This is a genomic window from Actinomycetota bacterium, from assembly GCA_030650795.1.
GTDB lineage: Bacteria > Actinomycetota > Actinomycetes > S36-B12 > S36-B12 > UBA11398.
On the sequence record JAUSDJ010000002.1, the window covers coordinates 209,323 to 232,961 of the forward strand.

General features: G+C 58.8%; 25 protein-coding genes and 1 pseudogene. 17 read left to right on the forward strand and 9 right to left on the reverse strand.

The genetic code is table 11. The features are described 5' to 3' along the window. Positions 1–9 precede the first annotated feature (9 nt). From Q7L55_01035 to Q7L55_01065, 7 genes and pseudogenes are all read left to right on the forward strand, one after another. Entirely contained in the window at positions 10–591 is a 582-nt protein-coding gene (locus tag Q7L55_01035) for an FKBP-type peptidyl-prolyl cis-trans isomerase (protein MDO8731153.1), read from the forward strand. A 9-nt stretch (positions 592–600) separates the two neighbouring features. Further along, positions 601–960, forward strand: a complete 360-nt coding sequence (locus Q7L55_01040; protein MDO8731154.1) for an FKBP-type peptidyl-prolyl cis-trans isomerase — start codon at positions 601–603, stop codon at positions 958–960. A 5-nt stretch (positions 961–965) separates the two neighbouring features. Next, positions 966–1,928, forward strand: coding sequence for a WYL domain-containing protein (locus Q7L55_01045; protein ID MDO8731155.1), 963 nt, complete (start codon positions 966–968; stop codon positions 1,926–1,928). Then, entirely contained in the window at positions 1,925–2,842 is a 918-nt protein-coding gene (locus Q7L55_01050; protein MDO8731156.1) for a WYL domain-containing protein, read from the forward strand. Before Q7L55_01045 ends, Q7L55_01050 begins: the two co-directional genes overlap by 4 nt. A gap of 27 nt (positions 2,843–2,869) precedes the next feature. Next, positions 2,870–3,064: pseudogene (gene tatA / locus Q7L55_01055) on the forward strand (Sec-independent protein translocase subunit TatA). An 11-nt stretch (positions 3,065–3,075) separates the two neighbouring features. Next, positions 3,076–3,906: a twin-arginine translocase subunit TatC gene (gene tatC, locus Q7L55_01060; protein MDO8731157.1), complete on the forward strand. Its 831-nt coding sequence runs from the start codon at positions 3,076–3,078 to the stop codon at positions 3,904–3,906. After that, positions 3,899–6,598 carry a DEAD/DEAH box helicase gene (locus Q7L55_01065; protein ID MDO8731158.1) on the forward strand — a complete coding sequence of 900 codons (2,700 nt, stop codon included), beginning with the start codon at positions 3,899–3,901 and terminating at the stop codon, positions 6,596–6,598. The genes tatC and Q7L55_01065 overlap by 8 nt, the downstream gene beginning before the upstream one ends. Here the strand turns inward: Q7L55_01065 and Q7L55_01070 are convergent. Then, complete coding sequence (locus Q7L55_01070) at positions 6,595–7,512, reverse strand: 5'-3' exonuclease (GenBank protein MDO8731159.1); 918 nt, start codon at positions 7,510–7,512, stop codon at positions 6,595–6,597. The genes Q7L55_01065 and Q7L55_01070 overlap by 4 nt on opposite strands. A gap of 62 nt (positions 7,513–7,574) precedes the next feature. Here Q7L55_01070 and Q7L55_01075 point away from each other — a divergent pair, with 62 nt between their 5' ends. The 4 genes from Q7L55_01075 to Q7L55_01090 all read left to right on the forward strand — a co-directional run bounded on the left by Q7L55_01075 (position 7,575) and on the right by Q7L55_01090 (position 11,497). Beyond that, on the forward strand, positions 7,575–8,693 hold the full coding sequence (locus tag Q7L55_01075; protein MDO8731160.1) for a Xaa-Pro peptidase family protein: 1,119 nt from the start codon (positions 7,575–7,577) through the stop codon (positions 8,691–8,693). Positions 8,694–8,754: 61 nt separating this feature from the next. Then, positions 8,755–10,272, forward strand: coding sequence for an apolipoprotein N-acyltransferase (gene lnt, locus Q7L55_01080; GenBank protein ID MDO8731161.1), 1,518 nt, complete (start codon positions 8,755–8,757; stop codon positions 10,270–10,272). After that, positions 10,269–11,045, forward strand: a complete 777-nt coding sequence (locus Q7L55_01085; protein MDO8731162.1) for a polyprenol monophosphomannose synthase — start codon at positions 10,269–10,271, stop codon at positions 11,043–11,045. The genes lnt and Q7L55_01085 overlap by 4 nt, the downstream gene beginning before the upstream one ends. Next, the gene (locus Q7L55_01090; protein ID MDO8731163.1) at positions 11,045–11,497 is read left to right on the forward strand and encodes an FxsA family protein; all 453 of its coding nucleotides are present in this window, start codon (positions 11,045–11,047) and stop codon (positions 11,495–11,497) included. Before Q7L55_01085 ends, Q7L55_01090 begins: the two co-directional genes overlap by 1 nt. Here Q7L55_01090 and Q7L55_01095 read toward each other — a convergent pair. Together Q7L55_01095 and Q7L55_01100 are read right to left on the reverse strand one after the other, a co-directional pair. After that, positions 11,494–11,859 (reverse strand): RNA polymerase-binding protein RbpA, encoded by a 366-nt coding sequence (locus Q7L55_01095; protein MDO8731164.1) that lies wholly within the window; start codon positions 11,857–11,859, stop codon positions 11,494–11,496. The two genes, Q7L55_01090 and Q7L55_01095, sit on opposite strands and share 4 nt — an antisense overlap. Positions 11,860–12,017: 158 nt before the next feature. Beyond that, entirely contained in the window at positions 12,018–12,221 is a 204-nt protein-coding gene (locus Q7L55_01100) for a hypothetical protein (protein MDO8731165.1), read from the reverse strand. A gap of 60 nt (positions 12,222–12,281) precedes the next feature. Between Q7L55_01100 and Q7L55_01105 the strand changes: the two genes are divergently transcribed. Continuing rightward, positions 12,282–12,833 (forward strand): NUDIX hydrolase, encoded by a 552-nt coding sequence (locus tag Q7L55_01105; protein ID MDO8731166.1) that lies wholly within the window; start codon positions 12,282–12,284, stop codon positions 12,831–12,833. Positions 12,834–12,839: 6 nt separating this feature from the next. Here Q7L55_01105 and Q7L55_01110 read toward each other — a convergent pair whose 3' ends face one another. Continuing rightward, positions 12,840–13,589, reverse strand: a complete 750-nt coding sequence (locus tag Q7L55_01110) for a VOC family protein (GenBank protein MDO8731167.1) — start codon at positions 13,587–13,589, stop codon at positions 12,840–12,842. A 25-nt stretch (positions 13,590–13,614) separates the two neighbouring features. Here Q7L55_01110 and Q7L55_01115 point away from each other — a divergent pair, with 25 nt between their 5' ends. The 4 genes from Q7L55_01115 to arfB all read left to right on the forward strand — a co-directional run bounded on the left by Q7L55_01115 (position 13,615) and on the right by arfB (position 16,250). Further along, positions 13,615–14,244: a DUF1697 domain-containing protein gene (locus Q7L55_01115; GenBank protein MDO8731168.1), complete on the forward strand. Its 630-nt coding sequence runs from the start codon at positions 13,615–13,617 to the stop codon at positions 14,242–14,244. Beyond that, positions 14,234–15,124, forward strand: a complete 891-nt coding sequence (locus Q7L55_01120; GenBank protein MDO8731169.1) for an alpha/beta hydrolase — start codon at positions 14,234–14,236, stop codon at positions 15,122–15,124. The genes Q7L55_01115 and Q7L55_01120 overlap by 11 nt, the downstream gene beginning before the upstream one ends. 85 nt (positions 15,125–15,209) lie before the next feature. Beyond that, the gene (locus Q7L55_01125) at positions 15,210–15,779 is read left to right on the forward strand and encodes a TIGR03086 family metal-binding protein (protein MDO8731170.1); all 570 of its coding nucleotides are present in this window, start codon (positions 15,210–15,212) and stop codon (positions 15,777–15,779) included. A 36-nt stretch (positions 15,780–15,815) separates the two neighbouring features. Then, positions 15,816–16,250 (forward strand): alternative ribosome rescue aminoacyl-tRNA hydrolase ArfB, encoded by a 435-nt coding sequence (gene arfB / locus Q7L55_01130; GenBank protein MDO8731171.1) that lies wholly within the window; start codon positions 15,816–15,818, stop codon positions 16,248–16,250. Positions 16,251–16,330: 80 nt separating this feature from the next. On the opposite strand, the gene Q7L55_01135 is transcribed toward arfB, so the two are convergent. The 3 genes from Q7L55_01135 to Q7L55_01145 all read right to left on the reverse strand — a co-directional run bounded on the left by Q7L55_01135 (position 16,331) and on the right by Q7L55_01145 (position 21,273). Further along, a complete protein-coding gene (locus tag Q7L55_01135; protein ID MDO8731172.1) occupies positions 16,331–18,040 on the reverse strand; it encodes a phosphatidylglycerol lysyltransferase domain-containing protein in 1,710 nt (569 codons plus the stop codon). A 463-nt stretch (positions 18,041–18,503) separates the two neighbouring features. Continuing rightward, on the reverse strand, positions 18,504–19,799 hold the full coding sequence (locus tag Q7L55_01140) for a hypothetical protein (protein ID MDO8731173.1): 1,296 nt from the start codon (positions 19,797–19,799) through the stop codon (positions 18,504–18,506). 235 nt (positions 19,800–20,034) lie between these two features. Continuing rightward, positions 20,035–21,273, reverse strand: a complete 1,239-nt coding sequence (locus Q7L55_01145; GenBank protein MDO8731174.1) for an MFS transporter — start codon at positions 21,271–21,273, stop codon at positions 20,035–20,037. Positions 21,274–21,412: 139 nt separating this feature from the next. On the opposite strand from Q7L55_01145, the gene Q7L55_01150 reads away from it, so the two are divergent. Next, complete coding sequence (locus Q7L55_01150; protein ID MDO8731175.1) at positions 21,413–21,925, forward strand: hypothetical protein; 513 nt, start codon at positions 21,413–21,415, stop codon at positions 21,923–21,925. 84 nt (positions 21,926–22,009) lie between these two features. Here the strand turns inward: Q7L55_01150 and Q7L55_01155 are convergent, their stop codons facing one another. Both Q7L55_01155 and Q7L55_01160 read right to left on the reverse strand, forming a co-directional pair. Beyond that, entirely contained in the window at positions 22,010–22,990 is a 981-nt protein-coding gene (locus tag Q7L55_01155; GenBank protein MDO8731176.1) for a D-2-hydroxyacid dehydrogenase family protein, read from the reverse strand. Between the two features lie 45 nt (positions 22,991–23,035). After that, positions 23,036–23,629 (reverse strand): TetR family transcriptional regulator, encoded by a 594-nt coding sequence (locus Q7L55_01160; protein ID MDO8731177.1) that lies wholly within the window; start codon positions 23,627–23,629, stop codon positions 23,036–23,038. Positions 23,630–23,639 lie beyond the last annotated feature (10 nt).

The window sequence follows — 23,639 nt, forward strand, 5'->3', positions numbered from 1 at the left end:
GCTCACTTCATGCGTAAATCTGCGATCCTGCTCGCCACTGGCCTCCTCCTCGCTGCCTGTTCATCGCAGGAGGCATCGCCACCGAACACCTCCGCCGAACCGGCGAGTGGCAGCAGTTATGTGACCACGCAATGCGCGATCGTGGGCGGTAGCCCGGTCAACTCGGAATCTGAGCCCACGCGTGGAACGACAATTTCCGGCATCACCGTTGAAGACACCGATCTCGCACCTGTGATAACAGTGGCACCTGCGTTGCCCGCGGCGACCGATGTCACCGCCAAGACCTTGATCCCTGGTAAAGGGCAGGCGATGACGGCCACTGACACCATCACCTTCAACTATTGCGGGGTCGGGTTGATCAGCCAGCAGCAGTTCGATTCCTCCTGGGCAAATGGTGCTCCGATCACTTACCCGCTAAATCAACTGATTCCCGGATGGGGACAGGGCATGCCAGGCATGAGATTGGGGGAGGAGCGGCTGCTCATCATTCCGGGCGCCGCAGGGTACGGATCCAATCCACTGGCGGGCAGCGGCATCCTCCCGGATGAATCGCTGGCCTTCGTTGTCCAGCTCCTATCCATCGAGAACTAAGGTTGAGTTATGACGCAGAAGCCGGAAATTGACTTCATCGAGGGGCCCGCGCCGACCACACTGGTCATCACCGACCTGATTGTCGGAGACGGCGCCGAGGCAGTTCCCGGAGGCCGAGTTGAGGTGCATTATCTGGGCGTGGAGTTCACCTCAGGTGAACAGTTCGACTCCTCCTGGGACCGTGGCGAATCCATCACCTTTCCGTTGAATGGGCTCATTGCCGGATGGCAGGAGGGGATCCCGGGCATGAAGGTCGGCGGTCGTCGACAGTTGGTTATCCCGCCCGCCTTGGCCTATGGAGAATCCGGTGGTCACCGCTTGGCCGGGCAGACTTTGGTCTTCATCATCGACCTGCTGAACGTCGGCTAGCACTCTTGGCTCGAGTCGATCGCACTGAGCGGCTGCTCAATGTGGTGTTCTGCTTGCTCGGATCACCACGTCCAGTGCCAAGGGCTGATATTCGCCGCGCTGTCGCTGGATACAGCACTGATGCTTCAGAAGTTGCCTTCGAGCGGATGTTCGAACGCGACAAGGATGCTTTGCGCAGCATGGGCGTACCCGTTGAGACGGTCCTCGATGCAAGCGGTGATGTCGAGGGCTATGTCATTCCTCGGCAAATCTCAAATGAAGAGCTCACCTTCGATGCAGATGAACTTGCTGTCATAGCACTGGCAGCAGCAACGTGGCAGAGCGCCGTGCTCGAGGCTCCGGCCATTACCGCCCTGCGCAAGATCGAATCGATCTCAGGTGACGCACCTGAGCTGCGCGAGTTCAACGATGTTCGCATGACGGCTACTGACGCGGCATTACTGCCGCTCATGGCTGCTTTGCGCGAACAGCATGCCGTCACATTCGACTACCGAGGCGGACAGGACGAAGATTCGGTCAACCGCAACTTGGAGCCTTGGGGAGTCATCGCGCACGATGGCCAGTGGTACCTCATCGGACACGACCTCGATCGCGAAGATCGCCGTACCTTCCGGGTATCGCGAATACTCGGATCAGTCACGGTGACCGCCCGTGACATCACCAATCCGCGTCCAGATGGCATTGACTTGGCAGAAATTGTGCGAGGAGTCGATTCAGAGCGTCCCGCTCGCGCCCGAGTCCTGATCAGGGCCGGTCAAGGAGCCCAACTGCGTGCAGCAAATGACGGGGGAGGCGATCCCTTTCAAGAGATCGAAATCACGGTTGCAGCCGTTTCGGAGGAAGTGCTCATCTCTCAATTGTGCTCAGCCGGTGCTGGAGTCGTAGTGCTGGAACCTGATGGCATTCGAGCGAGAGTTCAACACTCACTGGCAGCCATCGCCGGGACCCACGGCGGTGAGTTGAAATGAGTGAATCTGGTCCCCGCCTTTCACGACTCATGACGATGGTGCCGTGGCTGCTTGCTCACGATGGAGTCAGCGTTGACGAGGCTGCAGACCATTTCGGCATATCAGTAGAACAGTGCGAGAAGGATCTGTGGCTGCTCGTTGTCTGCGGCCTTCCCGGTCACGGACCAGATCAATTGGTCGACATTCAGTTTTGGGACGATGGCCGTATCCACGTCATTGACCCTCAGACTCTTGACCGTCCCTTGCGGCTGGGCGGGGACGAAATCATGTCCCTACTCGTTGCGCTTCGTCTCTTGCTGCAAGTGCCTGGCACCCACGACCGAGCCACTTTGCACAGGGTCATCGCCCGGCTGGAGATCGCATTGGGAGCGCCTCAGGCCTCCGCTGGCCTGATGGTGGAAAGCGGCGTGACTTCAGTTGTGCTGGACGCGATTGAATCCGCATTGGCTGAGCACAGAAGCCTGCGCATCGTCTATGCGGCTCGCACAGATGATGCCGTCACCGAGAGAGTTGTCCATCCCACGCAGATCGTCACCACTGATGGACGCCTTTATCTTGAGGGCTACTGCGAGCGCGCAGAAGCGGTTCGCACCTTCCGCGTCGACCGAATTCTGTCGGCGCAATTGGGTGACGCTGACATTCCTGCTGTACATCCGTCGGCAGTGGCATCTGCTGCATTGGTCGCACGCGTGCGGATATCGCCAAGCAGTCGTTGGGCTTTGGACGTCTATCCATTGACGCAGGTGGCGATCGGGCCTGAGGGACACTTTGAGGCGGATTTGGCCTATCAAGACCTCGGCTGGCTGAGTCGGGTCGTGCTGTCCTTGGCCGGCGAGATGCAGGTACTTTCCCCCGATGAAGCGCGCGTATGGGTGGCGGATTCGGCGTTAGAGGCACTCGCGTCGTACTCTTGACCATATTCCCCTACGAAGGACTGGTTGATGTTCAAGAGTTTTGGCGCACCTGAGATCCTGATCATTGTTGTGATCCTCGCCCTGCTCTTTGGGGCCAAGCGCCTTCCTGATGCCGCTCGCGGACTCGGGCGCTCCTTGCGCATCTTCAAGGCCGAAACCAAGGGTCTGACCGAAACTGAGCCGACACCAGAGGACGCAACAGTCAAAAAGTCGACTGACGAGTAGTCGCCTGGATGTCTCGTACCGACCGATCAACGGCTATGCCGTTGACGGAGCACCTACGCGAACTGCGATCGCGCACGGTGAAGTCAGCGATTGCCGTGACCATAGGCATGGTTATCGGGTGGTTCTTCTATCCACAACTCTTTGCTTGGATCAGTGCGCCATTCAATGACGCAGTTGCGGAGGCCAAGGCACAGGGTCGCGAGATCACTCTGGCACTTACCGGCGTTGCTGATCCATTCGTTCTGCAGTTGCAAGTGGCGGCAGTTGCGGGGCTCATCATCAGCGCTCCGGTCTGGCTGTACCAACTTTGGCGATTCATAACTCCTGGGCTGCATCGTCATGAGCGTCGATGGGCTCTTGCATTTGTCGCTGTCGCGTTTCCGCTGGTACTTGCAGGCGTACTCGTCGCCTACGCAGTTCTACCCATCGGTTTAGACATCCTGTTCGGCTTCACCCCGGATGGCGTGGCGAACATTGTTTCAGTTGATCGGTATCTGTCCTTCTTCTTGCGCATGATCCTGGTGTTCTGCGTGGGTTTCCTATCTCCACTCGTGCTGATCGCCATGAACTTGGCTGGCATCCTCACAGGCAAGCGACTGGTGTCCTGGTGGCGGTGGGTCATCTTCATCATCTTCATCTTTGCTGCAGTGGCGACTCCCACGGGCGACCCCATCAACATGAGCTTGCTCGCCGCGCCGATTTTGATGTTGGTGACCTTCGCCATCTTCTTCTGCCTTCTGAACGACAGAAGGCGCGCGCGCAAGCGTGCGCGCAACGGTGATTTCCCGAATCTGGACGATGATGAGATCTCGCCACTGAATCTGGATGAAGATGAATAGTCCTGCTGAGCGCTACGCCGCTTCGCGAGAACGCGCGCGTACTCCACTGATGCAGGCTTTCGCCGATGACTATTCATTCGGTCTCGACGACTTTCAACGGGCCGCCTGTGCGTCTCTGGAACGCGGGCGCAGCGTATTGGTGGCTGCCCCCACTGGTGCTGGCAAGACCGTGGTCGGCGAATTCGCCGTTTACCTGGCCTTGCAAGCCAGCCGCAAGTGCTTCTACACCACGCCAATCAAGGCGCTTTCAAATCAGAAGTACCACGATCTGGTTGATCATTTCGGAGCTGAGCACATCGGCTTGCTGACCGGTGATACCTCGATCAACAGCGAGGCTTCGATCGTGGTGATGACCACTGAGGTGCTGCGCAACATGCTGTATGCGCAATCAAGCACCTTGAATAACTTGTCGTATGTCGTGATGGATGAAGTGCATTACCTCGCCGATCGCTTCCGCGGTGCGGTGTGGGAGGAGGTGATGATTCACCTTCCACAGTCGGTGAGCATTGCTGCTCTTTCAGCAACAGTGAGCAACGCTGAAGAATTTGGTGCCTGGCTGGCGACGGTGCGTGGCGAAACGGACATCATCGTCGAGGAACATCGCCCAGTTCCTCTGTGGCAACACGTAATCGCCGGCCACCGGATGTACGACCTCTTCGTCGATGACGCTCAGGAGGTGGTGAATCCTGAGTTGGAGCGATTGGCTCGCGAACCGGGCCGTCGGGGCGCCAGGCCAGAACGCGGGGCTCGACGGCGCAATGGCCTCACTCCGTATAGGAGTGACGTGGTTGCCCAGCTCGAGCAGGCCGGATTGCTGCCCGCCATCTATTTCCTGTTCAGCCGCAATGGCTGCGATGACGCAGTCCAGCAATGTCTGGCGGCTGGCTTGCGCTTGAACTCAAAGCTAGACAGAGCCGAGGTGCGCGAGTACGCACTCGAAGCCACCAGTCACCTCCCTGATGACGATCTCTTGGCGCTCGGCTTCGATGATTGGCTCGATGGGCTCGAGCGGGGGATCGCTGCGCACCACGCTGGCTTGCTGCCTGCTTTCAAGGAAGTCGTCGAATATCTGTTTCAACGCGGGCTCATCAAAATTGTGTTTGCTACCGAAACTCTTGCTCTGGGCATCAATATGCCAGCGCGCTCAGTGGTGCTGGAAAAGCTGGTCAAATGGAACGGTGAAACCCATGTTGAGTTGACACCCGGCGAGTACACGCAATTGACGGGACGTGCCGGCAGGCGCGGCATCGACGTCGAAGGTCATGGAGTCGTGTTGTGGCAGGAAGGCCTGGACCCACGCGCGGTGGCTGGACTGGCCTCCACGCGTACCTACCCCTTGCGTTCCTCCTTCCAGCCCTCGTACAACATGGCCGTCAATCTGGTCTCGCGCCTGGGTCGGCACACTGCCCGCGAAGTGCTTGAGACTTCCTTCTCGCAATTCCAAGCCGATCGGTCTGTTGTCGGACTTGCCACCCAGATACGTCGCCTGGAAGAGGGTCTTGAGGGCTACCAGGACGCTATGGCCTGTCATCTCGGTGATTTCGTTGAGTATTCGGCCCTGCGCGAGCAGATTTCGCGACGTGAGAAGGATGTCAATCGCTCAGCGGCTGCGCAGCGCAGAGACAACGCGACCGACGTTCTTCGTTCGCTCAAACCTGGCGACGTCATCATCATTCCTGCAGGTAAGCGTGCTGGCCCAGCTGTCGTGCTCGACACTGGTTTTGACGGCAATGCTTCGGATCCTCGACCACTGGTCCTTACTTCTGAGCGGCAGGTTCGCCGGATCTCAAGTCTGGAGATCAATCCACTATTTGAGATTGTTGGAAAGTTGCGAATTCCCAAGACCTTCTCCGCACGCAATGCGCAATCAAGGCGGGACCTTGCCTCAGCCCTGCGCGAAGTTGCCGGGGATCGTTCAGCGGGAGCCAAGCACAAGCAGGTGCGCAACGATGACGAACAGGTCACGCATTTGCGCGCCCAATTGCGTCAGCATCCATGTCACGGCTGCAATGAACGCGAACAGCACGCGCGTTGGGCTGAGCGCTACCACCGCGCACAACGCGAAATTGGCGAGCTCGAACGTCGAGTCGAGGGTCGCACCAATTCGATTGCTCGACATTTCGATCGCATCTGCGAAGTACTCGTTGAACTCGATTACCTCACGTCAGCTGATGACAGCGCGAAGGTGACAGAAGAAGGCCAATTGCTGATGGGGCTGTACACCGAGTCCGATCTCCTCACGGCTCTGTGCCTGCGCTCAGGAACCTGGGATGAACTCACCCCGGCAGAGTTGGCCGCGGTGTGCTCAAGCCTCGTGTTCGAGGCGCGCAGCTCAGATGACGATTCCCCGAAAGTTCCACACGGGCCCATTCGCGCTGCTTTCGAAGCGATGCAGAGCATGTGGGCAGAGATCCACGAGATTGAAGCGGGGCACGGACTTCACGCCACGCGAATGATGGATTCGGGATTTGTCTGGCCGGTTTACCGCTGGTGTCAGGGCAACAGCCTGTATTCGATTCTGACGCGTGAGGATCTGACTGCTGGCGATTTCGTTCGATGGTCGCGTCAGGTCATTGACCTGCTAGGGCAGATATCTCAAGCCGTTCCCTCAGATCATCCTCTGCGATTCACTGCCTCGAAGGCAGCTGATCTGGTGAACCGGGGAGTCGTGGCCTCAGTGTCGAAGGTCTAGCTCGGAAACCATTTCGGAATGAAGCGGCGAAGTCCCCACTCCTCAACAATCGCATTGAGCCGGACGGGATCCTTGGCTTGGCTTGGAATTGCCGGAACTATCTCAACTTCGAGATCACGAACTGCACTAGCAACCGTACGAGCGATACGCACTGCCTCGGAATGCTCGATCAACAATCCTTGAATTCTTGGGGTGAGTGGCGATTTCGCCGGTCCAGTGGCGGCTTGAAGAATTCCATCCAGTGAGCCGTACTCGTGTAGCAGAGCTGCACCCGTCTTTTCGCCGATGCCTGGCACCCCCGGAATGCCGTCAGATGGATCGCCCCTCATAACTGCAAGATCTACGTATTGATCTGCACGTACGCCGTATCTGGCTTCGACACCGCCAGAGTCGAGCAGCGGCCATTTCGGCATGCCGCCGTTGACCGCAAGGAACACTCTCGTCTGCCAGTCATCGTCGACCAATTGGACAAGATCCCGATCACCAGAGATCACGACAACCGGTCCTGGGGTCTGCGCCGCAATGCTGGCCAGTACATCGTCAGCTTCGTAGTTGGTGACTCCAATACGGGCGATACCCGCGACATCGAGGAGTTCGGCGAGGGCTTCGGCTTGAGGAGTGAGCTCATCAGGCTCTTCTTCGAGCCAAGTGTGATCGTCAATCATCTGCGCTACCCGGTGTGCCTTGTACGAGGGCATGAGATCCACCCGCCATGACGGACGCCAGTCAGCGTCCCAACAGGCCACGATGCCCGACGGCAGGAATTGTTCGTGGAAGGCGTCCAGCATGGTCAGGAAACCTCGAAGAGCCTGATGCGGTCGGCCGTCGGGTGCCTTCATCGAATCAGGCAGAGCGTAAAAACTGCGGTAGTACAACGATGCGGAGTCAAGCAACAGAATCGGACCAGTGCTCATGGCAGCATCGTCGCAGATCTGCAATTCCAGCCGCTTGACCTTGGATGCCTTAGATTGTGGTGATGGAAGCAGCCTTTGGCCCCATTGATTTCGCCTCACGCATGGACCGAGTGCGCGCTGCGGCCCGGCAGTCGGGCATCGATGCAGTACTCGTGAGTCCTGGGGCCGATCTTCGCTATCTGACCGGCTATGACGCGAAAGCACTCGAGCGGCTCACCTGCCTGGTGCTGTCCACCGATGGGGACGCTGTCATCGTCGTGCCATCACTTGAAGTTCCAGCGGCAATGGTAAGCCCGATCGCGAAAATGGGCATCCCAATTATTGGCTGCAATGAGACTGAGAATTCGTATAGCCGAGTGGCCGGATTCATTCCGTCCGCGCGTCGAGTGGCCATTGACGACCACATGTGGGCATCCAAGGTCTTGCGGATGCGCGATGCGATGCCTGAGGCAGCACAGACCGCTGCTGGGCCGCTGATTGAACCAATCCGCATGCGCAAGGACGCACGAGAGATTGATGCTTTGCGCCGTGCAGGTGCGGCAATTGATGCGGTACATGCAAGGGTCCCCAGTCTGTTGCGCGCGGGGCGCACTGAACGGGAAGTTGGGCGAGACATCGCTGAACTCATCATTGCGGTTGGCCACGTCAGCGTTGATTTCGTCATCGTCGCTGCCGGACCTAATGGCGCAAGCCCGCACCACGATCTCTCGGACCGCGTGATCCAACAAGGGGATTCGGTGGTCGTTGACATTGGCGGCACGATGCCGGACGGGTATTGCAGCGATTGCACCCGTATGTATTCCGTTGGTGATCCTGGTCCGGAGTACCTCGAGAAGTATGCGCAGCTCTTCCAAGCGCAGCAGCAAGCTTCAGCTTTGGCAGCTCCAGGCGTGACTTGCGCGGCAATCGACAGTGCCGCCCGAGATCGCCTGGCCGCCGCAGGGCTGGGAGAGCAGTTCATCCACCGCACAGGTCACGGGATCGGAATGCAGACACACGAAGAGCCGTACATCATGCAAGGCAATGAGTTGGTGTTGGAACCGGGTATGGCCTTCAGCATCGAACCGGGCTTCTATGACCAAGGCCGTTTTGGTGCGCGCATCGAGGACATCGTGGTGTGCACGGAAGACGGCGTGGAGTCGATGAACAATCAGACTCGCGAACTCGTCATTGTCGACTAGTCAGGTTCAGTCACTCAATTCGCCCAGTCTGAATTCAGCAAGGCTCGGCTTCGCTCTGCGGTTGTTCTTAGCGGTCGCCAGTGGCGCGCTCCTGAGTTTGGCTTTCCCACCTGTCGGCCAAGGCTGGTTCGCGCTTCCTGCTGTTGCATTGCTGATTGCTCTCCTTGTGAATACGAAGATGGCGCATGCTGCTGCCTTTGCCTTCGCATCGGCAACGGTGTTCTTTCTCCTGCTGTTGCATTGGCTCACTGTGGTGGGAAGCGACGCTTGGATTCTGCTGTCAGTCGTCTGTGCTGGCTACTTCGCCGTGATGGGCCTTGGAATAGCCCTGCTGAGTCGGTTGCCTTGGTGGCCCATCTGGGTGTCCGGAATGTGGGTCGCCCAAGAGTGGCTGCGAGGGAGTTTCCCCGTTGGCGGTTTTCCCTGGGGCAATCTTGCGTTCGCCCAGGCAGATACGACCTTTGGGCGGCTTTCGATGCTCACTGGCGCGCTTGGAACAAGTGGGGCGATCGTCTTGTGTGCCAGCGCCATTGTCGCGGGCCTGCAGCTCTTGCATCGTCGACAAGTAGGAGCAGCGCTGGCTTGGGGCGTCGTAGCGGTGGCAATCGTGTCACTGCCGATGGTGATGTCTCCACCAGTAGCTGGCGACTCGATCAGAGGCCTTCCCACAGCGCAGATTGCTGTTGTGCAAGGTGGCACGCCACAAACAGGCCTAGGTGCAATGGACGTGCGCCGTGCTGTTCTCGACAACCATGTTCGACAAACCATGCTGCTGGCCAGGGACGTCGGCCTTGGAATGCAACCCAAACCAGACCTCGTGCTGTGGCCTGAGAATGCATCGGATCTTGATCCGAATATCGATGCTGCCGCCGCCGCAGAAATCGGCACCAGTGTGCGCGCCATCAATACACCGGTGCTGGTCGGCGCAATCGTCAATGTGCCAGGTGATCCAACTTCAGTCTGGAATCAAGGGATTCTGTGGGATCCCAAAATGGGGCCGGGCCAGACGTACAGCAAGACTCATCCGGTTCCCTTTGGCGAGTACATCCCCTTCAGATCAGCCATTTCGGGCTTGATTGATCGATTCGCGCGCATCACCCGTGACTTCGCAGCGGGCACCACACCGGGACTGTTCGACGTCAATGGTCTGGATATTGGTGATGTCATCTGTTTCGAGATCGCTTACAACAGTGTGATTGATCCGTTGATCGACGGCGGTGCTCGAGTACTCACGGTGCAGACGAATAACGCAACATATGGCGGCACGGCCCAGCCAAGCCAGCAATTGCAGATCGAGAGGTTCCGTGCCTTGGAGACCGGCAGAAGCATTGTCGTTGCAGCAACGACCGGCATCAGCGCTTTCATCGCCCCCGATGGAAGGATCAGTAGTCAGATCAATGAGGGTGTGGTCGGCTCTGAGGTCAACGAAGTGGCCCTCCGGGGTGGTCAGAATCCAAGTGCCACTCTGGGACGTCCCCTGGCAGACAGCTGGGCTCTGATCGGCGTGAGTCTTGCGTTCTACCTGGCGGTACGGGCTGTGCGGGCAAGGATCAGGTCGCGACGTAAGGTGTCGACGTGAGTTTCCAGGACCTTGGCCGCATTCTGGTCATCATCCCCACCTTCAATGAACTCGAAACGATCACGCCAATTGTGCGTCGAGTTCGCCAAAGTGTTCCTGAGGCCGAGATTCTCATCGTGGACGACAACTCGCCTGATGGCACCGGAAACCTTGCCCAAGAGTTGGCCTCTGCGGATCCCCAGGTGCATGTGATGCATCGCTTGGGCAAGGAAGGCCTCGGCGCGGCCTACCTCGCGGGTTTCGGTTGGGCCTTGCAAGAGGGTTTTGATGTGGTCGTCGAAATGGATGCAGATGGCTCCCATCAGCCAGAACAACTGCCACTGCTTCTGGATGCACTTCGCGATGCCGATCTTGTGCTGGGCTCACGTTGGGTCGAAGGTGGCGAGGTGGAGAATTGGTCGAAGGGCCGAGAGCTCCTTTCGCGAGGCGGAAGTTTGTATTCCCGAGTTCTTCTGGGCATCCCCATTCATGACACCACTGGCGGCTATCGCGCATTCCGTGCCGAAACTCTGCGTCAACTCGATCTGCATGAGGTGGCCTCACAGGGCTATTGCTTTCAGGTTGACTTGGCTTGGCGCGCAACGCAGCGCAAACTCCGGGTGCGCGAGGTTCCCATTACCTTCGTTGAGCGCACAGCTGGCACGAGCAAGATGAGCCATCGCATCGTTATCGAGGCCTTGTGGCGAGTGACCGTCTGGGGTTTCGATGATCGCGTGACGCGATTACGACGTAAGGCTCAGCGAAGGCGTGCGGCAGCCGAACGAGGCGAGTGATGGGCTACGCGCGAAGACTGCTGATCTTTGGATACCCGCTCCTTGAAATTGTCACTTTCTTCGCCTTTGTCAGTTGGTTCGGCTGGGGCTGGGCTCTGCTGATCTCCTTCATCGGCATGCCAATTGGGTGGGTGGTGTTTCGCAGTGGCGGACGAGCCGCACTCGCCTCCGCAAAGAGGAGTTCGACTCCGAGTAGGTCGGTGACCTTTCGGATGCTGTCCGGCTTGTTGTTCATGATCCCTGGCTTCTGGACGGATGTGGCTTCATCGGCCCTGTTCATCCCACTGTTGCAGGCTCGACTCGCTGCTCCCTTCACGAACCTGAATACCGCCTCGGGTGGCATGAACTGGCGGGTGCGTACCTGGCGAGAAGATGGCGACATAGTTCAAGGGGTCGTCATTCATGAGAATGACGACCCCTTGAATCCCCGCTCGATCGAGCGTGAAGTTTAAGCAGATTTCAGCACAGGCATGTCATGCCCATGGAGCAATGCGAGACGCTCGTTCAAGAGTTCTTCGAGTTCAGCGATCGAGCGGCGCTCAAGCAGCATGTCCCAGTGGGTGCGGACGTAGCGCGCCGCCTTGACGTCGGTTGACGCCATGTTCTCCAGTTCGCCGGTGGCGCGTGCTTCGCGACCGCAGCGGCAGCCCCAAGTGCGGGGGATGTCCTCTGCTTCAATCGAGAATGGAATGACGGTGACGTGCCCCTGCGAACATACGTACTGGAGCGGCGTAGTCGCTGGTGGAACGACGTGGAGGTCGTTCTCGTAGCTCAGCGCACCAATTCGCGAACCGCGCATTGAAGTCTCGTTCATCGTCGTACTCCTTCGCTCTCATGGCCCAACCTGTTGAGCATCTGACGCAGATGCCAATAATGTGGTTCCAATAGAGTTCAACATCTGCGCGCTCTCAATATTCCGCGCGACTTGCGATAAGGCGATCACGATTGCGTAAAGAATCGATCAAGAAATCGTTATGAACGGGGTATTGCAACTTCCGCGCTCGGTGTGATCCAGGCAAGGCGAACCGCTTGTGTGCCGACCGCTACGGCAATGGCAAACCAGCCGAAGCTGAGCAGAACAGAACCGAGGAACTGGTCATGGAAAAGATTCCAGGCCAGCAGCAGGACAGTGGCCACCCAGGCCAGAATCACGCTCAGGGTGCGCCTGGATGCCATGGACGAACCGTATCGTTCCAGGCTGACACATGAGGACCGGCCAGGTCGTAAGGTGATGCTGTGGAGTGGCACCAGCAGTTCGCGACCGAGGCAGCCCAAAAGGACGAACCGGTGTATGTACCGGTTCCATGGGGTGGGAGCGGGGACGGATTTGTCTTTTTCCCCGATGGTCAGCGTCGCTGGGGGCTTCATGGGGCTTCCGGAATATTGATCCGGCATGTGGACGAATCGGGCTCGGAGAGCTTCTTCCTGGCTCAGCGCGGAGACAACGTCGAAGGCGGCCGCAGCCAGTGGGCCTTGCCAGGGGGAGCCTTGGAAGCGGGGGAGACGCCTGTCCAGGGGGCCTTGCGCGAATTCCAGGAAGAGATTGAATTGGACATCGAAATTGTCGTGCTTGGAGATCATGCCCAGCACGTGCACGAATCTTGGGCCTACACAACTGTGGTGGTTGAGGTGAAAGATAAGTTTGCGCCACCGTCTGATCTTCACTGGGAGAATCAGGCCGCCGGCTGGTTCTCTCGCGAGCAGATTGCTGAACTGGAAACCTACGAAGCCTTCGCTGAAGTACTTCCTATGCTGTTCGCGATCATCGACTCCGCGCAAGCTTCGTAGCTGCACTCATCCCGATTCTGTCTTGATGAACTGCAGGCCTTGCAGCACCACGCCGTTCGGGTCGAACCACAGCCCGGCAAGCATTTTGACCGGCCCCAATTCGAATTGAGCTGGAGCGGATTCGGATCGAGCTCCGTCAGCCATTGCCTTGGCAAATGAGCCTTCAACATCATCGACTGTGAAAGCCAGCCTGCGCGCTCCAAGCTGCAATCCTGCGGTGAGTTCTGGCTGCAGGGGAGTGCTCTTCAAAGTGATGCGAAATTGATCCTGAGAACTGCGCACTTCGACGAACGCGTCATAGTTGCTGTTGCTGGGTGCATCTTGGAAATCCAGCCCAAGGGTTTGACTCCAATGCCTCTTCGTGTCCTCCAAGTTGGCCACAAGGAGGTCCACACCCGCAATGCGATTGCGGTCACTTGCAGTGACGCCTACGAGCACTCCATCAGGGTCAACCAAATGCGCTCCATCAAGTTCCGGTTTGGTCAGCTCCAACTGCAGTCCGATAACGCCAAGCTTGGGCGCAGGCCACGACACCTCTTTAGAGTTGGCGCTGGCGTCATATTTGATGTTTTCAAGGCTGACTCCACGCTCACCGGTGTTGATGATGGCCGTCTCGCTTCCGGCGCTGCCCTCGCTCTCGGCATTTGCGCTCACTCGCCGCACAAGATTGAGCCCGAGTTCGTCGATGTAGAAGTGCACTGACGCATCGAGGTCAGCAACATTGATGTTGATGTGCGAGATCGTGTAGACAGACATCCAGGCTCCTTCGAAGAGGGGGCCAGTGTTACACCGCGATCGCATCGGCGAGGACGAATGGCACACCCAATGTGCAGGTCAGGAGTTGATCGACATGGCTGTTGAAACAGCAATTATCGTCTTATTGAGAGCGGTGAATGTTGGGGGAAACAACAAGCTGCCAATGGCTCAATTTCGGGAGGCACTCACCGAGGCGGGCCTGGCGGAAGTACGAAGCTATATTCAATCTGGCAATGTCGTGTGCAAGTCCAAGCTCGCACCAGCCAAGGTTGCTGGGCTTGTCAGTCGCGTGATTGAGAACTCCTTCGATTTGCAAGTACCTGCTGTTGCGATATCTCGAGACGAGTTCGCGCTAGCAGTAGCTCAATGGCCAGTGCCCCAAGGGGCGCAACCCAAGACCCTGCACTGCATCGTCCTTGAAAAGGCCGTGAACTCACAGCAGATCGCATTGATCGAATCTCAGCTCGCAGCATCGCAGGACACAGGAAGTCACGATTTCGCCGAGGTAATCGGCCGCTTCATCTACCTTTACACGCCCGACGGAATTGGCAACAGCAAACTCGCTCGGCAGCTTTCGATCCCGAAACTCGGCGGTACTGCGCGCAATTGGAATACCGCAAACACCTTGCTGGAGATGGCGACGAATGGTGGCTAGATCGTCGCGTCCAATCATCATTGGAGTGCTCCTCGGAGTCCTGCTTGGATTTGTTGCTCCGCAAGCCAAGGCCGCCGATTCACCAGCCTCGGATAGACCCACGACTGCAAATACTCGAATCATCAAGGCCGACGGACTGTCGCAATGGATCAACTGTCAGGGTTCGGGACCGCTCACGCTGATTGTGATTCCGGGGCTGGGAACTGCAAGTTCGCAGTGGGCAACAGTTCGCCCGAGTCTGGCCAAACTGACACGAACGTGTGTGTACGACCGTCCCGGACTCGGACACAGTCCCGCTCGATCTCACCCCGGATCCGCGACGAACTCAGGGCAGCAGGCCCGGGAGCTTCGCAAGCTCCTTGAAGCCGCGGGGGAGCCGGGACCGTACGTCGTACTTGGGCATTCGTACGGTGGCCTGGTTGCGCGCTCCTTGGTTCGCCAGTACCCCCACGAGGTCAGTGGTCTGCTGCTGATGGAAGGCGTCGACCCAAGCAGCAAGGGTGGCAGTCACTACTGGCATGAAGCCGGTCAAGCCATCGACATGTTGCAAAGTCGAGCCGCGGCGCAGGGGGATCTAGGACTGCAAGACAAGCCACTGCTCGTCGTAAGTGCTTCAAGTCCCGGACAGGACCATCTGGGTGGGCCGACCTACGGAGAATCAGCCGCAGCCATCGCCGAATGGCGCGCGCAACAGGAGTCGGCTACACGACTGTCGAGCAATGCGATCCAAGTCGTGGCTCGCTCGGGGCATGTCGTACAGCAGGACAATCCCAAGGCGACTCTTGAAGCTGTGCGCGAATTGATCTTGAGTGCACGGACTCACTCGCCTGTGCATTGTCTGCCCGTGTGGCATTCGCTCAACTCGACTTGCCTGGACTAGAAATCCTGACGAGGCCCTGCGGTGCCACCGAATGAAAATCCTGCCAAACGCCACATCAAGTGGAGTCGGTCATTAGTCTCGGCGCATGGATCCACTTGCCCCCCTTGACAGCGCCAGCCTTGAGTTTCGATCGCGATTGGCACCCATCAGCCCGGACCAGTGGGATGACTCGACCCACCTTGGGGATTGGACTGTCCGTGGCCTGATCGATCACGTGATCGGCGCCAATCGAATGTCGGTAGTCCTGCTTGGTGGCGGCAGTCGCGAAGACGCAATTGCGTCGATGGGCGCTTCAAAGGCTGACACCGACCTACTGCAGGCATTTGATGAGTCAACTGCCGCCCAGCGTGCTGCATTTTCAGCGCCTGGCGCCTTCGAACTGGTAGTTCCGCACCCAGCCGGAGATATTCCCGGTGGGCGCCTCTTCGGTTTCCGCTTGGTTGATCTCACGATCCATGCCTGGGACCTTGCACGAGCCACAGGCGGTGAGCTCGAACTCAATCCGCTGATCGTGTCGAGCCTTTGGGAGACTCTTTCCCCGACAGCTACGCACTTGGTGGCTACCGGAGTATTCGGCGAGGGTGCCAGCGGCGCAGTGTCTGAAGATGCACCGCTGCAACTTCGACTCCTGGACATGCTGGGGCGTCGCCCGTAGTTCACGCTTCCGTCCGCAGTACGCAATGCTTATTGCGTGGACGAGGATCTCTTCATCAGGGCCGGCATATCTATCCCTCGATCGGAATTGTCGTGGAAATTCTCCCGATCATCTGGCCCAGGCGGACAGAGCGTGAACACCACTGACTCACGAGTGCAACTGAGCTTCGATGTGCTCCACTCGCAAATTCTGACTCCAACTTTGCGTTTGCGGGCCTTGCGTCGACTTGCCCCTCGCCTGATTGGCGGATGTCTGATCATCGCTGCCTCTGAGCAGCGTTCCCAGTTGCAGAATCGCCGGCTCGCAGAGCAGCGACTCATTGACGCGATCACTGCTGCAATTGCTCCTGGCCCCAAGGCTCGACGCGCAACGAGGCCAACCAAAGGGTCTCAGGAGCGTCGCATTTCCACCAAGAAGAACCGTGGACAGACCAAACGTCTGCGCTCAGGCCGGCTGAGCGAGCACGATTAGCGCATTGAAAAGGGAAAAGCGCACTATGGCTGGAACGGGCACACCGCAGGACCCGTGGCAACTGGCCGCGGCATCCTGTGTCAATGTCGCTCGGGCACAGTTCTTGAAGGGAGCCATCGAGGCCGAGTGAGGAAGCCTTCTGCTCGTAAATATGCGGTTGAGACTCGAGCGAAATCTCTGGTATTTGCGAACATGAGGTGACGCGGCACCCACGTGGGCCGGTACTTGGAATTGAACTGATACATGGATTCGATCTGGGCCCACTTGGAAGCGAAGAGCAGGGTCTGGCGCCACACGCGCACCAGGGCCTGCGGAGCCGACGGGTGATCGTGATCCAAAGTCGAACGAAATGGCGCAAAGTTCAATGACAGCTCGTGCTTTCCCGTGTCGCGTGCGTGTTGAATCACTTCCACGATGAGGGCGTCCATCAAGCCTCCGGGTGCGTCCAGGCTACGGCGCATGACATCCAAGGACCAGCCGCATTCACCCCATGGCAGGAATTGCAGGACACCCACTGGCTCGGATCCCACGCTTCCCCAGGCGATCAGACAATTCGCGTCTTGAACTTGGCATACCCGACCCAGAGCCATCGAGAATCCTCGCTCAAGATGCCCCGTTCGCCATTGAACTGCGCAGAGGGCAAGCGCGGCACGCAGGTTGGAATCCAACTCACTTACGGTCGCGACGTGCAAGGTGACGCCTGACCGTGTTGCGCGATTGACCTGCCGCCTCAGGTTCTTCTTGGAGTTGCCCCGCAAGTTGAAATCAGCAACGCGCACGATCGCCTCATCGCCGATCTCGAGGGACTCCAGACCAGCGCACTGCTTCCACGCCTCACGTGCGCTTTCACTGCAAGCGGCAACTCCGGGCAGCCAGGCATGCTGACGGGCCACATCCATGAACGTGGAGATTGCCTCTGGCCAATACTCACGCGCACCAATGGGATCCCCGCTCGCGAGCATGACCCCATGTACGAGTGCATAGGTAATGCCTGACTGGCCACTTGGTGACCACAGAACAGACTTGTCGGAGCGCAAAGCAAAGTACTCCAGGGAGTCAGCGGTCATCAACTCTTCGATGCGAGAGCGTTGTGCTAGCGCACTTTGATGATTGCCTCGGGGGGCTCGCAGGAGCACGAACAGGACGATCATGCCCATCGCCAAGCCGATTCCCAATAGTGCGTAGTACATGACATCATCGCTCTGCGAAGGACCCTCGTCGAGAGGATTCGGCACGCCAAGCCATCCCTGCCAAACATCGACGAGACGGACGCCCAATGGCAGTTGAAGATTGAGCTTGAGCGCTCGCACGCTCACCATTAACAATCCAATGCCTGTGCCGACCACCAGCATTGCGGCGAAATATGGCATTGCCCGTCGTTTGGAGATCGGCTCACTTCGAGCGAAGAAGTCACCCGCGAAGCACAGTAGGAAGATCAGGAGGGCGGCATTGACCAAGATGGGAGCAATCGCTCGGGCGTGTATCCCGGTGATTGCCCACAGGCGCACACTCAGATTCAAACTCAGAAGCAATACCGCGATCAACCAAGCACGCCGCTTCCGGCGTGCCAGCCCGCCAGCGATGAACCAGAGCAGCACTCCGGCGACAGCTGTTGCCAGAACTGCTGCATTGCCGACCACGCCTGGAAGGAGGTCAAGCTCGCGTGCCAGCCGGCTATGAAGGGAGGGCGCAAAGAGGGCAAGAAAATTCACGACGCTGAGTACCGCGCACACGGTTGCCGCGATGGCGGGTACCCATTGAGCATGCTGTCGCCTTGGCAACAGATGCATAGGGTGCCCTTCGGGGGAGTGGACCTCTGGATAGAAGCCAGTCTTACGACCTCTGCGCGAACTTGTGTTCAGCATGGCATGGGTCGCAGATTCTGGTCTCAAGACTCCCAGCCCATTCCCAGCATCGAATCCTGGTTTGACGTGTCCACAACTCAAGTCGGCCGTGATCTGTCGTTTGTGCTGCTAACAGCAGCAGGAATTGAAATACCACTAGCCGTTGTCGGCAGAGTAGGTTCTTCTCTTTAGATAACGCCGATAATGCACATTATGACACTTTAGAGAAGCAGAATTGCACAGATTCAGGCGCGTAACTCCCCGCTGCTGCACAAGTACACACCAGATTCCGTGTGCACAGTGGTGTTGCGCACCAACGAGTGCGGCAGCCAATTAGCGTCGGCGATGACTCATCCGAATCCAAGGACGCGGCGTCCCGTGTGCGCCCGACGCAACACTGCCGTAGCACCTACGTGTTGTCTCGCAGGCCGCCCGGAGGCCACGTCGAAGGCATGTTGTTGTCCGTCTGGTTTCCGGCGATCACGACGTTCGTGTCAAAGGCAGCCTGGGCATACTTCCGCACGCCCTCGAAGTAGGCCGTGGCGCCCGGCGAGATGCCCGCAGCTACGCTCTGCGGCACGTCAGCCAGCGTCGGGCCATGCGTGCAGTTCGACATCTCCTTGGGGTGCACGTTCCGGTGGTCCAGGTACTTGTGGCACAGAGTTTGCAGGTCCTCGGCGAACTTCTCGTCGATTTTCGCGCGCGACCAGGTCCGGAAGTCCACCTTGCGCTTCAAGAAGGGGTCGTACACCGTGGCACCGCCGTAGGCTGCGTCGTGCTGGTTGCAGGCGGCCCGGAAGTTGACCGTTTCCCCACCGTACTTCTGCGTGTCGAGCATCCAGTTTTGAACGGCTTCAGCACCCGGTCCGAATTGCGCACCTCCGCAACCGTTGGACACCTTCGGCACGGGCACCTGGATCGACAGCCACTCGCACTTGGGCGGTTCCGCGCTCCGGATGCCCGCTCCATCCACGGCCGAGACGCACATATAGAACGGTCCGAGGGTGTCGACATAGCCGGCTCGAAATGTGCTCTCATGCACCTGGCCGGTCGCCTTGATCAGCCCGTCACTTGTTGGATCGGAGAAGACGACGCGGCCACCGGAGTACAGGGTGAGGGTCACCTTCGCCTTCTTGCTGTCGTCGGTGACCGACCACGACACGTTGAACTTCTCCGCTATCCCGATGATGCCTGTGCCGACTTTGATCGTCACCTTGGGCGCGGTGGTGTCGGGCGCGGTAGCAACGGGCTTGGTGCGGGCGAAGTCAGCACAAAAGCCGTTCGGCTGGACGCACATAGCAAGACCGTCTGTGCGAGCATCCACACGGAAGATGGCCGGTGAAGAATTAACTCGGCAGGGTGCCTGGTACACGTCAAGCCACTCGACGGTGCCCGTGTAGTTCTCTCCACTTCCGCGGATGGTCCATACCAACTTCCCGACGGGATAGGGACACCTATTGCCTGAAGTGTCCTGGACGACGTGACCGACGTAATTGCCACCGGACCCCGTCACGTGGACGATGAGTTGAGGTCCGCTGCCGGAGACCCACTTCCACGCGCCGACGATCGGATCGACGGCCGCGCGTGACGTGACCGCGAGCGGATCGGGCGTCGATGCCACCGAGGAGACGGGGCTCAGCAGCGCCAACGCGAGCGCCCCGATGGTGACCCCGGCCAGGAGTGCGGCCCCGCGGTATGCGTGCATGGCGACCTCCCGACTCCGTTGAACTCACGCCGACGCAGTGCTACTGGCGTACGCTACGCCGCGGGATCGGTCGTGGCTACTGCCCAGGTTCGATGCCCACCTGCATGACCTCCGGGGAAGGAGGCCGAGATGACCGACTCCAGGACTGTGCCGGTGGCGACGACGGCAGGAAGGCGGGTAGTTGCGGGCTCACACAAGCCTCCAGAGGCCGAATCCTGACACCTGGAATACTGGCTCACCTGTTCCGATCCACTTCACCCTTGCGCGGCAGAGTCGCGATGATCACGCCCGCTCCTATCGCGCTGGCAGCCAGCGCTAGGAACGGCAGCTGATAACTCCCAGCGCTCTCATGAACGACGCCAACGTAGAGCGGTCCAAGAGCAACGCTGAAGCCGGTGATGAGGTTCGAACGTGCAAATACCGTCGGGTATCGAGCCGCTCCAAAGAGATTCAGCAGCCACAGGGGCATGAAGACCTGGTTGTTGCCGGACGGCAGGCCCATGATCGCGGCTCCGATCGCCAACCAGACCAGGCTGGGAGCAAATGCCAAAATGGTCAGCGCGATCACCTGCATTCCGGCCATCACCACACTCAGTGAACGCAGCGTGAATCTCGGCATGATCGCAAGCCCGATGAGCCGCCCAACGAAAGCCATGCTGGCAAACAGCGAGAGGGTGATGGCAGCTCCGCCGATCCCCCGCTCGGTGGCCAAAGTCAGCAGGTGGATGACGACAGAGACCTGAGTAATGAGCAGGAGGCTGTAGGCGATGCAGACTCCAAAGAACGGCCAGCCGCCACTTCCGTGTTGCATCTTCCCGCTCGCTTTTACGGCCTTTGCCGCAACATCAGAAGCGCTACCGAGGCGAGGTGCATGTCGCGTCGCCGCAATCGACAGCGGCACCATCACGATGATCAAGGTCAAGGCCATGGCGATACCAGCCGTGGCGATTCCGAAGTCCAACACCACAGCGGTGATGATCGGTGCCAGCACGGCACCACCGACGGAGAAGCCAGTGGCCATGGCTGCCATCGGTCGGGCGACCGACTCTTCGGCAAATTCGCCGAGGACCATTGCCGAAGTTGGAATCATTGAGAAGCCTGCCGAGGCAAGGCCAAAGATGAGGAAGATCGCCCACATCTGCCATACCTGCGTGACCGAACCGAGCATGGCTAGACATATCGCCGAAGCGACAGTGCCGCCGAGCAGCAGCCAGCGAATGCCAACTTGAGACATCAACCGAGCCACGAACAGGCCGGAGATGCCGCCAGCCAGCAGGAAGATGGTGGCTCCTGCGGATGTTGCGGAAACGCTGATACCGAGGCTGGAAATGTAGCCGCGACTGAATGCCCCTAATGCGTAGAAGCCAAACCCCGTGTTGAAAGCCAGCATGACAAAGGTGGCAGCAACGATGGCCCATGCGCCTTTGCTGCGCACGCTTGCCGCCGCATCCGCGCGCACCCGAAGGACTGTCATTGACCCCCCAGCCGTCTGCCTCCGGCTGACGATCGCTCAGTCCGGATTTGTCGCCTCAGCGTATGGCGAGGAGTCGCCCTGAGTTCGAAATAGTGGAAATGGGCGATTCATGTAACTACGACGCACGCATGGCACAGTGATGGGCGTGGCTCCGTCATCTCGCGACCCCAGGCTGGTTGCTGTACATCGGGGAGGTTCCCTGGCAGAGGCCAACCACCGACTCTTGGCTGCATGGGCGGCCGACTGTGCCGAACGGGTCCTGCCATTATTCGAGGTCGCGTCCTCAGGTGACACCCGGCCGGCAGATGCCCTGTCGACGGCGCGTGCATGGGCGGCGGGTCAGCGTTCGATGTCACAGGCTCGGGCAGCAGCCGTGGCCGCACACGCAGCGGCCCGCGCAACAATTGGTCCGGCGAGCTTGGCCGCTCGGGCATGTGGTCATGCGGCTGCGACCGCTCACATGGCCGACCATGATCTGGGGGCGGCTTACTACGCGTTGTTGGCAATCGAGGCCGACGGTGCTTCGTCTGCCCAGATGGACGCGGAGCGCAGGTGGCAGCTTGACGTGCTCCCCGAGCCGGTAGCCGAACTTGTGCGTTCGGACATGCGGCTGCGATCGGCGAAGTTCCAAGACAAGTTCCAGATGACGTAGATCCCCTGTCGAGCCCCACCCGTCCTAACGATTTTGTCTGAGGAAGTCTGAGCGACAAGATTGCCGACTACTCCCCTAGTTGCGTCACTGGCGTTCACCATTCAATTGACGAACTGGGTCACCGGCAGACCAATGCAGGATGTCGTCGATCGCATCGCTGTACATCCGCTGATACCCAACTGTGGAGACATATCCGATGTGTGGGGTGAGGACGGTGTCTGGTGTGGACCGCAATGGATGCGCTACTGGCAGCGGTTCCACGTCGAATACGTCCAGGCCAGCTCCCGCGATTGTTCCGTTCCACAAGGCAGCAACGAGAGCAGCTTCATCCACAATCGGACCTCGTGAGGTGTTGACAAGCAACCCATCAGCTCCCAGCAACTGCAGTTCTTCGGCGCCTACTAATCCAATGGTGCGATCGGATTGACGCACATGAATTGACACAATGTCTGCGCGTTTGAACAGCTCGTCTTTTGTAACGAGTTCGGCTCCGACCTCAGCCGCCCGCTCTGCAGTTAGATTTTGACTCCACGCGATGCAGTTCATGTCGAATGCCTTGGCGAAGTGGGCAATTCTTCCGCCAAGACGCCCAAGGCCTAAGAGACCCAGAGTGCTTCCCGAGAGTTCTCGCCCCATGCCTGTTTGCCATCCGCCAGCGCGAATGGCCGCATCTTCAGCAGGGATGTTGCGTGCCAAGGACATGATCAAGGCCCAGATCAACTCTTCGGTGGCCGCACCGGCCATCCCGGTGCCACAGACGGTGATACCCAATGTGCGAGCTGCTTCCAGATCGAAGGAAGCATTGGCCATGCCCGTGGTGATCAGAAGTCCAAGATCTGGAAGTTGCGCCAGGAGCTCAGCATTGAAGGCAGTTCGCTCGCGCATGCCGATGACCACATGGAATCCAGCAAGCCGCTGAGCCAGATCTTTCGCCTGGCTAACGTGGTCGTCAAAAGTCACCACGTCTGCGATTGCGGCCAATCTGGTGAAGTCGCCGCTGTTCAGCGCTGCGTGCTGATAGTCATCAAGCACCGCCACGCGTAGTCGTCCGATTGCTGTTCGCATTGAATCTCCCTTTGCCTTGATGAGCATTCAATACGAGTTCGGCAATTAGTGCAGCGGCGCGACGCTTTCCATTGCAATGTCGAGCATGGGTCCCAGATTGCGGACTCCCGAGTGCATGAACCAGGCATTCATTGCCGCGTCCAGACATGCAAGAGCGGCACCGGCCATAGCCGAGGCACGCATCTGGGGATGTGGCTCCTGCCCCGCCAACCGCCGAGTCAGCTCAGGCACGATCGCCGCCTGCCAATGCTGCAGCTTTCCGAGTTGGGTGGCCTTCAGCGCAGGTGACGTGCTCATGACTCGCAAGTGATCGCACACTCGCTCCGGTTCCTCAGTGGCGGCCTCCACAAAGAAGTCAAAACTGCGCCGCAAAGAATGCCAAGGATCCTCACTTGGCGGGCGCTCATCCATTGCCAATTCAAGGAGCGTGGCGGCGTGTTCGAGGTTTCCAAGGACGAGATCCTCCTTGTTCGCGAAGTAGCGAAAGAAAGTCCGTTTGGAGATTCCTACCTGATAGGCAATCTGCTCAACAGTGGTCTCGTCGTAGCCCTGTTGCCCGAACAACTTGAAAGCAGCAAGAATGAGTTCGCGACTCGTCAACTGCTTGCGAGCCGCGCGTACACCCAATTCCGCGGTCACTTGACCAGTC

What these genes read in the sequence shown, in the direction of transcription:
- Q7L55_01035 (MDO8731153.1), top strand. Translation starts at nt 10, where the DNA reads ATGCGTAAATCTGCGATCCTGCTCGCCACTGGCCTCCTCCTCGCTGCC.
- Q7L55_01040 (MDO8731154.1), top strand. Translation starts at nt 601, where the DNA reads ATGACGCAGAAGCCGGAAATTGACTTCATCGAGGGGCCCGCGCCGACC.
- Q7L55_01050 (MDO8731156.1), top strand. Translation starts at nt 1,925, where the DNA reads ATGAGTGAATCTGGTCCCCGCCTTTCACGACTCATGACGATGGTGCCG.
- tatC (MDO8731157.1), top strand. Translation starts at nt 3,076, where the DNA reads ATGTCTCGTACCGACCGATCAACGGCTATGCCGTTGACGGAGCACCTA.
- Q7L55_01065 (MDO8731158.1), top strand. Translation starts at nt 3,899, where the DNA reads ATGAATAGTCCTGCTGAGCGCTACGCCGCTTCGCGAGAACGCGCGCGT.
- Q7L55_01070 (MDO8731159.1), bottom strand. Translation starts at nt 7,512, where the DNA reads ATGAGCACTGGTCCGATTCTGTTGCTTGACTCCGCATCGTTGTACTAC.
- Q7L55_01075 (MDO8731160.1), top strand. Translation starts at nt 7,575, where the DNA reads ATGGAAGCAGCCTTTGGCCCCATTGATTTCGCCTCACGCATGGACCGA.
- Q7L55_01090 (MDO8731163.1), top strand. Translation starts at nt 11,045, where the DNA reads ATGGGCTACGCGCGAAGACTGCTGATCTTTGGATACCCGCTCCTTGAA.
- Q7L55_01095 (MDO8731164.1), bottom strand. Translation starts at nt 11,859, where the DNA reads ATGAACGAGACTTCAATGCGCGGTTCGCGAATTGGTGCGCTGAGCTAC.
- Q7L55_01100 (MDO8731165.1), bottom strand. Translation starts at nt 12,221, where the DNA reads ATGGCATCCAGGCGCACCCTGAGCGTGATTCTGGCCTGGGTGGCCACT.
- Q7L55_01110 (MDO8731167.1), bottom strand. Translation starts at nt 13,589, where the DNA reads ATGTCTGTCTACACGATCTCGCACATCAACATCAATGTTGCTGACCTC.
- Q7L55_01120 (MDO8731169.1), top strand. Translation starts at nt 14,234, where the DNA reads ATGGTGGCTAGATCGTCGCGTCCAATCATCATTGGAGTGCTCCTCGGA.
- Q7L55_01125 (MDO8731170.1), top strand. Translation starts at nt 15,210, where the DNA reads ATGGATCCACTTGCCCCCCTTGACAGCGCCAGCCTTGAGTTTCGATCG.
- Q7L55_01135 (MDO8731172.1), bottom strand. Translation starts at nt 18,040, where the DNA reads ATGCATCTGTTGCCAAGGCGACAGCATGCTCAATGGGTACCCGCCATC.
- Q7L55_01140 (MDO8731173.1), bottom strand. Translation starts at nt 19,799, where the DNA reads ATGCACGCATACCGCGGGGCCGCACTCCTGGCCGGGGTCACCATCGGG.
- Q7L55_01145 (MDO8731174.1), bottom strand. Translation starts at nt 21,273, where the DNA reads ATGACAGTCCTTCGGGTGCGCGCGGATGCGGCGGCAAGCGTGCGCAGC.
- Q7L55_01150 (MDO8731175.1), top strand. Translation starts at nt 21,413, where the DNA reads ATGGGCGTGGCTCCGTCATCTCGCGACCCCAGGCTGGTTGCTGTACAT.
- Q7L55_01155 (MDO8731176.1), bottom strand. Translation starts at nt 22,990, where the DNA reads ATGCGAACAGCAATCGGACGACTACGCGTGGCGGTGCTTGATGACTAT.